The organism is Stenotrophomonas sp., from assembly GCF_059505245.1.
Genome location: NZ_JCACKF010000010.1, coordinates 132,655 through 145,701, shown reverse-complemented (window position 1 = coordinate 145,701; position 13,047 = coordinate 132,655). Strand labels below are relative to the sequence as shown.

The following is a 13,047-nucleotide window of genomic DNA, read 5'->3' as shown; positions in this document are numbered from 1 at the left end:
AGGACATCACCCTTTCACGGTGGCGACCGGGGTTCGAATCCCCGTGGGGACGCCAATTCTTGAAAACCCCGACTCCGGTCGGGGTTTTTCTTTGCCTGTGATTCCTGGGAAGGCCTATCCACGCATGGCGTGGATGGCTTCACCCCGATTACGGCTCAGAACCGCCGATACATCCCGATCGATGCCGGTGCCGTGGGCGCGAAACCAAACTGTGCGTACAACCGATGCGCCTCGCCATCGGCCAGCAGGCTGACGTACGCCGATGGCGGCAGGTTGGCCTGCATCCAGCCATCCAGGCGCCGCATCACTTCCTTGCCCAGGCCCTGCCCCTGCAACCGCGGCAGCACCGCGATATCACAGACCTGCAGGTGGCAGCCGCCATCGCCGACGATACGGCCCATCGCCACCAGCTCAGTGCCCTGGTAGGCACATACGCCGAACAGCGTATTGGGCAGCGCGCGGGCGGCCGCTTCCCGGGCCTTGGCACCGAGGCCTGCAAGCACGCGCAACCGGCAGTAGTCCTCGACCGTGGGCACGGCTTCGCGGAACTGGCAGGTGATGGAATCAGTCATGCGGCATCTCCAGATGGGTCGGGCTATCCTGCCGCATCCACGTCGCAGCCGCTGCGACCCAGGCCCCCAGAGTCCCATGTGCTATTCCGCCCTGATCCGCGCTGACTACGCCAAGCTGGTACGCGAGTTCGGCGCCATCCTGTCGCTGGAGGAGTTCGCCGAACTGTACGCACACGATCCAGGCAAGAAGCGGCCGAAGACGCCGAAGGCGATGGATGACGGGTTCACCGGTGCGCGTACCGAACAGGGCCGGGACATCGTGGCGAAGATCCAGCACTGGCATGCGCAGGAGCAGCAGGCGCTGGAGGCTGAACTGGTCCGGCAGCGCGAACGACGCGATATTGCCCATGCCACGCTGGCCACCCGGCCCACGCAGAAAGCGCGCAATGACCTGCGCGTGGCCGGCAACCGCATCGAGCGCGCGCAGGCCCGGCTGAACGACCTGCATCGAGTGCAGCTGCTGCCGCGCGACAACCGCATTTTCCCCGGCACCTACGCACCGGTGATGGTCAGCGAGAACGGCCGGCGCGTGATCAAGCCGATGCGCTACCAGTGCCGGTTGCCGGACAAGCCGGCGCGCAACGACGTGCTGTACCCCGGCACCTACAACGCGCGGCGCGACAGCCTGGAAGGTTACTGGCGGGGTGCGTTCGGACTGCGCCACGGCGTGGTGGTGGTGCAGGCGTTCTACGAGCACGTGCCCCGCCACGCCATCGCCGGCCGCAGCCTCGGTGCCGACGAAAAGGAGCAGGACGTGGTGCTCGAATTCCGCCCCGATCCACCCCGCGACCTGCTGCTGGCCTGCCTCTGGGCGGAATGGGAAGGACCGGAAGGCCGCCTGCTTTCGTTTGCCACGATCACCGACACACCGCCCAGCGACGTCGCCGCTGCCGGGCATGACCGCGGCGTGGTACCGATCCGCAGGGAACACCTGGACGCCTGGCTCAACCCCGAACCGGATGATCTGGCGCGCCAGTACCGCATCCTCGATGACCGCGAGGAAATCCGTTACGTGTACGAGGAAGCGGGCTGAGCGCCGGACGCGAATGAAAAACCGCGCGTGGGCAGGGCTCCTGGATCAGGGGTTGCCGCCGCACATCGCAGACGTGAGGATTCAGCCCCCGCAGCATCCCCCTGCCGGTGCGTGGCGAGCGGCTCAGGCCTTGGCGCTGGAGCGTCCCACCGCACGCGCCAGCGCCCGCGACAGATCGGCCGACAGGTACGGCTTGACCAGCAACAGGCCGGCCAGCATCGGCGCAGGCAGCTGCTCGGCCAGCATCCCGGTGGCCAGCACGAACGGAATGCCACGCGCCGAAAGCGCTGCAGCCACTGGTTCACTGGTCTCGTTGCGGGCCAGCCGGTAATCCAGCAGGGCCACGTCAGGAGTGCTCTGCTCCAGCAGCCGCAGGGCCTCGGACACACTCGCGGCAAGCCCGACCACAGTCGCACCGGCATGCACCAGCTGCATCTGCAGCAGGGCCGCACTCATCTCGTCGTTCTCGACCACCAGCACCCTCAGGTCCTGCAACACTGTCATCAGCTACCGCTCCTGGAGGCAATTGCACGTCGGGAGTATAGCTACCAAGGGGCCAATGCCGACAGGAACCGCCCTGATAGGCTCTCCTACTAGGCATCTCCTGCCGACCTCGGTTACACTCGCACGCTGCCTGCCGGTGTGGCGGAATGGTATACGCAGCTGACTCAAAATCAGCCGGGGGTGACCCCATGAAGGTTCGAGTCCTTTCACCGGCACCACTGCATCAAAGGCCAGGTCCATGACCTGGCCTTTTGCATTTCCCGGACCGGAGCGCCGGCACTGGCGAGGATGCCCCAGCATGCCCCTCCCACGCTCGCCGACATACTGCGCGCCCATCGCCACGTGCGGGGGCAGCCCCGCGACTTCTGGACGTACGCCCACGGCAACGCCGTCGTGTCACCCCGATGAAACGAAAATGTGACAGCCGACAAGGTTGCGAATAGCACTAGCGCACACTTTTCTTGCCAGCCTCACCTACTTCTGCCTATCGTGATCCCAGCCGGATCTGGGGGCGGGGGAATGCATGACGTTGCGTGCGGCACTGTTTTTCATGGTCACGCACGCGCTCGTCATTGCCTTGATCGGCCCGCAGGACCCGGTTGGCTCCTACCTGATGCTGATCACCGCCTCCCTTCTGGCCGCTCTGGCCTGCGTGCGACGCGCGCGCGACAGCCAGGCGGCCTGCAAGTGGCGAACGCTGGGCGCTGCCGTCGGCCTGTTCTCGCTGGCCCTGCTGGCCCTGCTGTATCGCAATGTGGCCGGCCTCAGCCCTGCGCAGATGACCGCCTCGTCGCTGATCCTGTATGTGTTCTACCGGATTCCGCTGACCTACGTTGCCGCCAGCCCAGGCGGCGGCAACCGCTGTATCCGTGCGGTGGACCTGGCGGTCATCGCGCTGCTGTGGGTGCTGTACTTCGTGCATACGCGGGCGATGGCACACCTCAACACCGCATTGTGGACGCAATGCCTGCATACCATGAGCAACGTGCAGAACAGCCTGGTGTTCTGCTTCGCGCTGATCCGCTTCCTGGCCGAGGACAATGCCGACCGCCGCGACTTCTTCCGCACGTTGACGATCTACGCGCTGGGCTACTTCCTGATGGCGCTCTACATCAATACCTGGCAGCCGCAGGTACCCGATGGTGGCTGGGGCGACCTGCTGATCAGCGGGCTGTTCGTGCTGCTGGCAGTGCTGGCCGGCAGCACGTACCGCCCACCGGCGGTGGCTGTGCCGCGCAACCTCCGCCGCATCGTCGATGCCGGCGTGCCGCTGATGCTGCCGTTGCTGCTGATGATGGTGGCGCTGCTGGTGGCACGCCTGCAGCCGACCCTGGCCACCGTGGGGTTCATCGGTGCCATGCTCGGCCATGCCCTGCGCAGCGTGCTCACCCAGGTGCAGATCCAGCGTGAGCGCGACGAGCTGGCGCTGCTGGCCCGGCGCGATCCGTTGACCGGGCTCGGCAACCGGCGGAACTTCGATGAAGCGCTCGGCAGCGCGCACGGCCGCGCCCGTCGCCAGGGCGTGGGGCTGGCGGTGCTGATGATCGACATCGACCACTTCAAGCGACTCAACGACACCTACGGGCATCCGGAAGGTGATCGCCGCCTGCAGGCGGTCGCCGCGATCCTCGACGGCTGCCTGCAACGCGGTGATGACCTGCTGGCCCGCTACGGCGGCGAGGAGTTCATCGCCGCCCTGCCCGCGCCCGACATCGGCCACGCCCTGGGCCTGGGCGAGCGCCTGCGCGCCGCCGTGGAAGCCGCCGCCCTGCCCGCCGCCCAGGCCCATGTGACCATCAGCATCGGCGTGGCCTGGCAGGCCGCGCATGACCAGGGTGACCCGCGCAGCCTGGTCGAGCGTGCCGACCAGGCCCTGTACCGGGCCAAGCATGCCGGCCGCAACTGCGTGCACGCCGCCCCGGCCGTCGAGGCCGGGGAACAACACGCCGACCGCCGCGCCTAGACCGCGCGCAGCACCGCCGCACCATGCAGGTGCCCCGCCCCACCCTGCACGCGGAAGCTGGCCACCGTCTGCAGCAGCTGCGCCGACTGTTCTTCCATGCTGCGCGCCGCGGCCGAAGCTTCCTCGACCAGCGCGGCGTTCTGCTGGGTGCCCTGGTCGATCAGATCGACGGCATGGTTCATCTGCTGGATGTCGTCGCTCTGCTGCTGCGCGGCCGTGCTGATCTCGGACATCAGGTCGCTGACCCGGCGCACGTTGACCACGATCTCGTCCATGGTGCGGCCGGCGCTCTCAACCTGCGCGGTACCGGCACCGACATTGGCCACCGACGCATCGATCAGTTGCTTGATCTCCTTGGCGGCACTGGCCGAGCGCTGCGACAGTTCCCGGATCTCGGTGGCGACCACGGCGAAGCCACGCCCGTGTTCGCCCGCACGCGCGGCTTCCACCGCGGCGTTCAGGGCAAGGATGTTGGTCTGGAAGGCGATGCCGTCGATCACGCCGATGATGTCGACGATGCGGCGCGAGGACGCGTTGATCACCGCCATGGTTTCCACCACTTCGTGCACTACGTTACCGCCGCGCGCGGCGACATCGGCGGCACCACCGGCCAGCTGACTGGCCTGCCGTGCGTTGGTCGCGGTGCGCTGCACGGTCTCGGCCAGGCCCTTCATCGACACCGCGGTCTCCTCCAGCGACGCTGCCTGCTGCTCGGTGCGCTGCGACAGATCGCTGTTGCCCTGCGCGATCTCGGTGGCGCCGACGGCGATGGTGTCAGCGGCGAACTTGATCTGGCCGATGATCGCGGCCATCGCCTCGACCAGCGAATTCACCCCTTCGCACAGCTCGGCGATCGGCCCGTTCTTGTCGGCAGTGGCCACGCGCCGGGTCAGGTCGCCCTCCTTGGCGGCCGCCACCACTTCACGGGTCTGCGCCACGGCACGCTGCATGGCCTGGTTCTCATGCACCTGCGCGGTGATGTCAGTGGCGTACTTGACCACCTTGAACGGCTTCCCGTTGAGGTCCAGGATCGGGTTGTAGGACGCCTGGATCCAGACCTCGCGTCCGCCCTTGCCGAGGCGCCGGTACTGGCCGGCATCATATTCGCCACGGCCGAGCTTTTCCCAGAACTGCCGATACTCGGCACTGCTGCGATACTCAGGTTCGACGAACAGCGAGTGGTGCTGGCCACGCACATCATCCAGGCTGTAACCGGTGGCAGCCAGGAAGTTGTCGTTGGCCGACAGGATGCGGCCATCCATGCTGAACTCGATCACCGCCTGCGACTTGTCGATCGCCGCCAGCTGGCCGGCCGAGTCGGCCGCCTGCAGCTTCTGCGCAGTGATGTCAGTGGCGAACTTGACCACCTTGTACGGACGCCCCTGCCGGTCCAGCACCGGGTTGTACGAGGCCTGGATCCAGATCTCGCGCTGGTTCTTGCCAAAACGCCGGTACTGGCCCGCGTCGTATTCGCCACGACCCAGCCGCGCCCAGAGGTCACGGTATCCGGCGCTGCGCGCCTGCTCGGGGTCGACGAACAGGGAATGATGCTTGCCCTGGATCTCCTCCAGCCGGTAACCCATCGCCTGCAGGAAGTTCTCGTTGGCCTGCAGGATGGTGCCATCGAGGGCGAACTCGATGACCGCCTGGACCCGGTGCAGCGCCGCGACCTGCGCCTCCAGCTCGGCACGGCCATCGGCCGCCGCCTCGACGCCGCTGCGGTGCTGCGGTGCCAGCGCGCCCAGCAGGGCGCGCCACGGCGACCAACGGGTATGCAGCTCGGCCGGCGCCTGCGCGCCCGCCGTAAAGCCTGGAATGAGCATTGTCTGATCCTCGGTGTCCGGTAAGCGGTTGCGACCCGACGGGCGGGATGCCCGGCGGCAACTTCAGTTGCTTGGGACTACAGGTACCGGCAGGCACCCCTCGAGCGGCTGGCAAGAACGTCTGGTGCGGGTGCGATCGGCATAAGGAGCGGCGGAACACACAGCGCGGGCCGCCCGTCGGGGGCAGCCTGGGGTCCTGCAGCGGGCGACTTGAGCGGGATCCAGAGGGAATATCGGCGATGCGATCGGTGGCTTTAGCCGGATTCCGCGACGTCCGTCGCATCTTCAGATGCTCCTGCAGGGATGCGGTAGACAATCGCGATGCACTTCACATTCTGCTCACGCGAGACAGGGGCACCGCCGAGCGGTTTCGCCAGGCGCCGGCTGGGCAGGTTCTGCTCGGCACCGGGTGTCGTCAGGGCATATGTCGCGCGTTGTCGCCGTCACTGGGCATAGCCTTGCCCGGCACGCGGATGCAGTTCAAGCGGAAAAGGTTTGCATGACCAACGGGAGATCCGGTGGTAGATGAAACTGGCCAGCATGCAGCGAACCGCAGGACGCTCACTGACACGGAGATCGCATGTTCCCACGCCTGGCCAGTTTCCTCATCCTGGGCCTGTGCAGCAGCGGCGCCTTCGCTGCCGACGCCACCTACCGCCCCAGCTTCCATCCCGACCAGCTGAAGGGCCCGCCTGCCGGGCGCCCGAACGAAGTGCTGGTACTGGGCACCCCCCACTTGTCCGGCCTGCCCAAGTCCTTCCAGCCCGCCTTGCTTGAACCGTTGCTGCAGCGACTGGTCGCCTGGAAGCCCGAGCTGATCGCCACCGAAGACCTGTCAGGCCTGCAGTGCGATTTCATGCGTCGCTACCCGGCACGCTATGCGGAGAGCGTGGCCACCTACTGCTTCGACACCACCGCTGCGCAGGCTGCGACCGGACTGGACGTGCCTACGGCGAACACCCAGGCCGAGCGCCTGCTTGCGACCTGGCCGGACGAGCCGACGCCCGCCCAGCGTCGTCGGCTCGCAGCATTGTTCCTGGCAGCGGGTGAACGCGGCTCGGCGCAGGTGCAGTGGCTGCGCCTGCCTGCGTCCGAGCGCAAAGGCGGTGATGGACTGACACCTGCCCTGGTCGAGATCCTCAAAAAAGGCCTGGTTCGCCGCAATGAAACCCACCTGATCGCCGCCGAGGTCGCCGCCCGCCTCGGGCAGGAACGCCTGTGGGCCGTGGACGACCACACGGCCGATTCGCCCACGCCCGCCGAGGATGAAGCGGCGGCCAGCGCGGCCATCACCGGTGCCTGGAACAATACGCACTCGCGCGCGCGGCGGGAGGCCGATGAACGCCTCGTGGCCGGTCTGGACAAGCCCGGCGGCGTCATGGCGCTGTATCGGGACTACAACAGCCCGGCGGCGGCGATGGCCGCCTACCAGAGCGACTTCGGCGCGACGCTCGTCGAGCCGTCCTCCAAGGCGTTCGGCCGGATGTACGTCGGTTACTGGGAAACCCGCAACCTGCGCATGGTCGCCAACATCCGCGACGTGCTGAGCCAGCATCCTGGCAGACGCATGCTGGCCATCGTGGGTGCCTCGCACAAGGGCTACTACGAGGCCTACCTCAATCAGATGCATGACGTGCGGCTGGTCAGTGCGGACACGGTATTGCGTTGACGGGAACAGGTGCCGGCCATGCGCCGGCGCTATCCTGCAAGGCCCGATTCGCAGGTGCCGACATGTTGAAAGTGATCGCCGAGGATTTCATCCATCCCGATGCGGTGGACACCGTGCTTCCCCTGTACCGGGAGCTGGTCGCGTGCACGCTGCGCGAGCCGCTCTGCCTCGGCTATGAACTGTTCGTCGACCAGAAGGATCCGGGCCACTTCATCTTCATCGAGCTGTGGCCCGACCGCGCCGCGCTCGACCTGCACTGTGCCAGCGAACACTTCCAGCGCCTGGTGCCACAGATCAATGCCTTCCAGTGTGCGCCGTGCCGGTTCCTGCTGATGGATGCCGTACGGGTGTAGTGCCTGCAGCGGGATGCACATGATCGCTGCGGCCATGCCGCCACAGCAACAGGCAGGCCGCAACCGTGCAGGACAGGCTCAGGACCAGCAGCGCGACCGCACCTTGCTGCAACACGGGCAACAACGCCCGTGCGTGCAGGTCGCCGCGCAGCTGTTCGGCGCGTAGACAGGCGGCCAGCGCCAGGCACCAGCCGATCAGGGCCGGAATGAACTTGCGTACCGCAACCGGGTTCCAGGCATTCATGGAGGTTACCTGCGTGAGTGGAGTGCGCGCAGTATTCGCGCGCGTCCTCTCACAGGCTGAGATCAGTCCTCCGCGGCGTCGGGATCGTCACCCGGAAGCTGGGACAACTCGCCCTGCACCTGCACGTTGTTGCGCCCCATCGCCTTGGCCCGGTAGCACTGGGCATCGGCCGCAGCCACCGCCTGGTCCACGCTCATGCCGCCGGCCAGCGGCGCGATACCGATGCTGGCACCGATCCGCAGCCGGTCCTGGTCCCACGGAATGGACAGCGCGGCCAGGGTGTGCAGCAGCTCGCCCCCGATGCGGGCCGCACGCCGCGGCGTGCAACCGGACAGGATGACCGCGAATTCGTCACCGCCCAACCGCGCCACCACGTCCGAATCGCGCACGCCATGGCGCAGCACGCTGGCCACCGCCCACAGCACGGCATCGCCGGCCAGATGGCCCCAGGTGTCGTTGACCGGCTTGAAGCGGTCCAGATCGATGTACATCAGCGAGGCGGCCTGGCCGGTGCGCTCCACGCGGGTGATCGCCTGCTGCAGGTGCACCTCGAAACCGCGGCGGTTGCTCAGTTCGGTGAGCGGATCGATCTCGGCCAGGTGGCGGGCTTCGCGCTGGCGTGCCCGCTGCTGGGTGTCGTCGCGCAGCACCCACACCGCGCCGCGCACGTGGCCTTCGTCATCGCGCAGCCAGGCGCGGGTCAGGTCCACCGGCACCGTTGCCGTGCCCAGGCGCAGCAGCAGGTCGGCGTGCAGGTCCACCGCGTTGCTCTCCGGGTCCAGCAGCACCGTCACATCCAGTACCGAACCGGGCGCGTACTCGGTGGTCAGCGCCAGCACGTCCTGAACCTTATGTCCGGCCAGCGACAAGGCGCCATCACCGGCCAGGGTGCGCACCGCAGCCGCGTTGGCGTAGTCGATGCGGCCATCAAGGCTGACGCTGAGCACCAGGTCGGCCACCGCATCCAGGGTGATTCGGCTGCGTTGTTCACTCTCGAACAGGCGCTGCTCGCTGCTGCGCTGGGCGGTGATGTCCTGGATCTGCGACACGAAATGCAGCGGTTCGCCATGCTCGTTGCGCACCAGCGACACCGACAGCCGCGCCCAGATGATGCGGCCGTCGCGGTCGAGGTAGCGCTTTTCCAGGTGATAGTGGCTGCGTCGCCCGGCCAACAGGTCCTGTACCAGGGCCAGGTCGGTCTGCAGGTCATCGGGATGGGTCAGGCGCTGGAAATCGACCTGCAGCAGCTCTTCTCGCGGGTAGCCCAGTATCCGGCACAGCGCGTCGTTGACATCCAGCCAGCGTCCTTCCAGCGACACCAGTGCCATGCCCAGTGCGGCAGAGGTGAACGCGCCAGCGAACTTCTCTGCCGACAGTCGTGCTTCGGCGCGTGCCTGCAGGATCTCGGTAATGTCGATGGCCATGCCGACGTAGCCGATGCGCGTTCCATCGGCACTCTCCATGCGGCTGATCGACAGGCGTACCTGGCGTGACTGGCCATCCTTGCGCAGCAGCGTCCACTGCCGCGAGTAGGTCTGCCCGTCGGCACGCGCGCTCAGCGCCTCGAACACGCCGGGAAGATTGCCATCAGCATCGGCCAGCGGCTGCAACCACGCTTTCAGTTCGGCTGGATCGTGGAAGGCGTCGAGCCGGCGCTGGCCGACCACCTCCGCCGCGCTGTAGCCCAGCAGGCGCTCCGCCCCCGTGTTGAACAGGGTGATGGTGCCATCGGTATCGGTGGCGATCACCGCCACCTCATCGGACGCATCGACCACGGCCTGCAGGCGTTGCCGGGTCTCGGCCGCGTCCTGCCTTGCCTGCTGCAGCTCGGTGACATCGGCATGGGCACCGGCCATCCACAGCGGCTTGCCGTGCCCGTCCCATTCAAAGACCCGGCCACGGTCCTGGATCCAGATCCACTGGCCGTTCCTGTGGCGCATGCGCAGCAGGCAGGCGTAGTTGTCGCTGCGCCCTTCGAAATGGTCGTCCAGCGCTGCATCGGACAGCGCAATGTCATCGGGATGGACCAGCTTCAGGAACGTCTTCTGGCAGATCGGTTCCAGCTCATCCAGGCGATAACCGACAATCTCGGCCCAGCGCGCATTGACCCGCATCTCGCCGGTCTGCACGTTCCATTCCCAGGTACCCGCAGCGGTACCGTCGATGATCATCGCCAGCCGGCGACGCTCTTCCGCCAACGCCTGCAGGCGGCGCTCCAGCAGTCCATTGCCGTGGGTGCCCTGGCCCGGCATCACTCCGGTCCCCTGCCGGCACGGGCAGGCGCCGACCGCAGCGGAGCGCTGCGGCCTGCAACGAAGACGGCGGGTCGTGCTGGCGTCATGGTCCTCCCCAGCGACAGCGGGGAGGCCAAACGCCCCCCTCAGGCGCAAGTGTGCGCAATCACGGGGAAAACCGACAAGTCCCCCACCCCGGATCAACCGTGACGGGGGGCACGATCCTCAGCTGCGCTTGGCCCGGGCAAAGGCCTCGGCCAGGGCATTGTTGGCCGGCGGCGCAGACTGGGCCGGACGGCCGCCAGCGCCCTGGCCGCGGTTCGGTCCACGGTTCTGGCCGCCAGCGTCACGGCGCGGCCCTTGGCCCTGGCCCCGCTCATCGCGCTGGCCCGGGCGGCTGGTGGCCTGGCCCGGGGTATCGTCCAGGCGCCGGGTCAGGGCGATGCGCTTGCGCGCCACGTCCACCTCCAGCACCTTCACCTTGACGATGTCACCGGCCTTGACCACGTCGCGCGGGTCCTTCACGAAGGTATCGGCGAGCGCCGAGATGTGGATCAGGCCGTCCTGGTGCACGCCGATATCGACAAAGGCCCCGAAGGCGGCCACGTTGCTGACCACGCCCTCCAGCACCATGCCCTCGCGCAGGTCCTTGATGTCCTCGACGCCCTCGGCGAAGCGCGCCGCCTTGAACTCCGGGCGCGGGTCGCGGCCCGGCTTTTCCAGTTCCTTCAGGATGTCGCGCACGGTCGGGACGCCAAAGGTGTCGTCGGTGAACTGTTCTGCCTTCAGGCCACGCAGGAAGCTGCCGTCACCGATCAGCGCCTTGATCGGGCGCGCGGTGCTGGCCACGATGCGCTCAACCACCGGATAGGCTTCGGGGTGTACCGCCGAGGCGTCCAGCGGCTGGTCGCCATCGGCGATGCGCAGGAAGCCGGCGCACTGCTCGAAGGTCTTCTCGCCCAGGCGCGCGACCTTCAGCAGGTCCTTGCGGCACTTGAACGGGCCGTTGTCGTCGCGATGGCGCACGATGTTCTCGGCCACCGTGGCCGACAGGCCGGACACCCGGGACAGCAGCGCGGCCGAGGCGGTGTTGACATACACGCCGACCGCGTTCACGCAGTCCTCCACGCGCGCGTCCAGCGCCCGCGCCAGGCGGTACTGGTCCACGTCGTGCTGGTACTGGCCGACACCGATCGCCTTGGGTTCGATCTTGACCAGTTCGGCCAGCGGGTCCTGCAGGCGACGAGCGATCGATACCGCGCCACGCAGCGACACGTCCAGCCCCGGGAACTCCTTGGCCGCGAACTCGGAGGCCGAGTACACCGAGGCGCCCGCCTCGCTGACCACGACCTTCTGCAGCTTCGGGTTGGCGGCAGCCTTGATCGCTTCGCCGGCCAGCTTGTCGGTTTCGCGGCTGGCGGTGCCATTGCCGATCGCGATCAGCTCCACGTTGTGCTTGGCGCACAGCTGCTTGATCGTCTGCACCGACTGCTCCCACTGACGGCGCGGTTCGTGCGGGTAGATGGTGTCGGTGGCGACCAGCTTGCCGGTGGCATCGACCACGGCAATTTTGCAGCCAGTACGGATGCCAGGGTCCAGGCCCAGCACAGTCTTCGGGCCGGCCGGTGCGGCCAGCAGCAGGTCCTTCAGGTTGTCGCCGAACACCGCGATGGCTTCGGCTTCGGCCTTTTCGCGGGCCTGGTTGAACAGGTCCAGCAGAAGATGGGTGTGCAGCTTGGCGCGCCAGGTCAGGCGGCAGGCATCCAGCAGCCAGCGGTCGGCAGCACGACCCTGGTCGGCGATACCGGCCTTGCGTGCCACCCGAGCCTCGGCGTACTGGTGGCCCGCTTCGGCATCGCTGCCCGGGTCCAGTTCCAGGAACAGGATCTCTTCGCGGCGCGCGCGGAACAGCGCCAGCAACCGGTGCGAGGGAATCTTCGCCAGAGATTCGGCGTGTTCGAAATAGTCGCGGTACTTGGCGCCTTCGGTTTCCTTGCCCTCGGCCACGCGGGCACGGATCACGCCGGTCTCGCCCAGCCAGGTGCGCAGCTCGCCAACCAACGCGGCATCTTCGCCCCAGCGCTCCATCAGGATCGCGCGGGCGCCTTCCAACGCGGCCTTGGTGTCGGCCACCCCCTTGTCGGTATCGACGAAGGTGGCCGCGAACGTCTGCGGGTCCTGCGTCGGATCGGCCAGCAGGCCATCGGCCAGCGGCTCCAGACCGGCCTCGCGGGCGATCTGGGCGCGGGTACGGCGCTTGGGCTTGTACGGCAGGTACAGGTCTTCCAGCCGGCTCTTGGTATCGGCGGCCAGGATGTCATTGCGCAGCTCGTCGCTGAGCTTGCCCTGCTCGCCGATGCTGGCCAGCACCGCCGCACGGCGGTCCTCCAGCTCGCGCAGGTAGGTCAGCCGGGTTTCCAGGTTGCGCAGCTGGGTGTCGTCCAGGCCACCGGTCACTTCCTTGCGGTAGCGTGCGATGAACGGAACGCTGGCGCCCTCGTCGAGCAGGCCGACGGCGGCGCGTACCTGGGCGGACTGGGCACCGATCTCGTCGGCGATGGTCTGGGCGATCTGCTGGGCGAGCGCGCTCTGGGCGTTCTTGGCGTCGTGCATTGCTTCAGGTCTGAGCCGCGTTACGGGAAGACCCCATTC

Annotated in this window: 10 protein-coding genes and 1 tRNA gene; 6 read left to right on the top strand and 5 right to left on the bottom strand. The window is 67.5% G+C overall.

Annotated elements, in window-relative coordinates; genetic code table 11:
• Positions 1-155: 155 nt before the first annotated feature.
• Positions 156-572, bottom strand: a complete 417-nt coding sequence (locus AC5JLE_RS03850) for a GNAT family N-acetyltransferase (protein ID WP_481445156.1) — start codon at positions 570-572, stop codon at positions 156-158.
• A gap of 76 nt (positions 573-648) precedes the next feature.
• On the opposite strand from AC5JLE_RS03850, the gene AC5JLE_RS03845 reads away from it, so the two are divergent.
• Positions 649-1,605, top strand: a complete 957-nt coding sequence (locus AC5JLE_RS03845; RefSeq protein WP_496065054.1) for an SOS response-associated peptidase family protein — start codon at positions 649-651, stop codon at positions 1,603-1,605.
• 123 nt (positions 1,606-1,728) lie between these two features.
• Here AC5JLE_RS03845 and AC5JLE_RS03840 read toward each other — a convergent pair whose 3' ends face one another.
• Positions 1,729-2,109, bottom strand: coding sequence for a response regulator (locus tag AC5JLE_RS03840; RefSeq protein WP_032957303.1), 381 nt, complete (start codon positions 2,107-2,109; stop codon positions 1,729-1,731).
• 132 nt (positions 2,110-2,241) lie between these two features.
• On the opposite strand from AC5JLE_RS03840, the gene AC5JLE_RS03835 reads away from it, so the two are divergent.
• Together AC5JLE_RS03835 and AC5JLE_RS03830 are read left to right on the top strand one after the other, a co-directional pair.
• Positions 2,242-2,327: transfer RNA gene (locus AC5JLE_RS03835), tRNA-Leu, on the top strand.
• A gap of 305 nt (positions 2,328-2,632) precedes the next feature.
• Positions 2,633-4,072: a GGDEF domain-containing protein gene (locus AC5JLE_RS03830; protein WP_496065053.1), complete on the top strand. Its 1,440-nt coding sequence runs from the start codon at positions 2,633-2,635 to the stop codon at positions 4,070-4,072.
• Here AC5JLE_RS03830 and AC5JLE_RS03825 read toward each other — a convergent pair.
• Positions 4,069-5,895 (bottom strand): methyl-accepting chemotaxis protein, encoded by a 1,827-nt coding sequence (locus tag AC5JLE_RS03825; protein ID WP_100450264.1) that lies wholly within the window; start codon positions 5,893-5,895, stop codon positions 4,069-4,071. The genes AC5JLE_RS03830 and AC5JLE_RS03825 overlap by 4 nt on opposite strands.
• Positions 5,896-6,475: 580 nt before the next feature.
• On the opposite strand from AC5JLE_RS03825, the gene AC5JLE_RS03820 reads away from it, so the two are divergent.
• The 3 genes from AC5JLE_RS03820 to AC5JLE_RS03810 all read left to right on the top strand — a co-directional run bounded on the left by AC5JLE_RS03820 (position 6,476) and on the right by AC5JLE_RS03810 (position 8,083).
• On the top strand, positions 6,476-7,564 hold the full coding sequence (locus AC5JLE_RS03820) for a DUF5694 domain-containing protein (RefSeq protein ID WP_164110565.1): 1,089 nt from the start codon (positions 6,476-6,478) through the stop codon (positions 7,562-7,564).
• Between the two features lie 62 nt (positions 7,565-7,626).
• The gene (locus tag AC5JLE_RS03815) at positions 7,627-7,917 is read left to right on the top strand and encodes a putative quinol monooxygenase (protein WP_014647538.1); all 291 of its coding nucleotides are present in this window, start codon (positions 7,627-7,629) and stop codon (positions 7,915-7,917) included.
• A gap of 19 nt (positions 7,918-7,936) precedes the next feature.
• Positions 7,937-8,083: a hypothetical protein gene (locus tag AC5JLE_RS03810; protein ID WP_154582529.1), complete on the top strand. Its 147-nt coding sequence runs from the start codon at positions 7,937-7,939 to the stop codon at positions 8,081-8,083.
• 140 nt (positions 8,084-8,223) lie between these two features.
• On the opposite strand, the gene AC5JLE_RS03805 is transcribed toward AC5JLE_RS03810, so the two are convergent.
• The gene (locus AC5JLE_RS03805) at positions 8,224-10,413 is read right to left on the bottom strand and encodes a PAS domain S-box protein (RefSeq protein ID WP_049404946.1); all 2,190 of its coding nucleotides are present in this window, start codon (positions 10,411-10,413) and stop codon (positions 8,224-8,226) included.
• A gap of 207 nt (positions 10,414-10,620) precedes the next feature.
• Positions 10,621-13,008 carry a Tex family protein gene (locus tag AC5JLE_RS03800; protein WP_496065052.1) on the bottom strand — a complete coding sequence of 796 codons (2,388 nt, stop codon included), beginning with the start codon at positions 13,006-13,008 and terminating at the stop codon, positions 10,621-10,623.
• Positions 13,009-13,047: the final 39 nt, after the last annotated feature.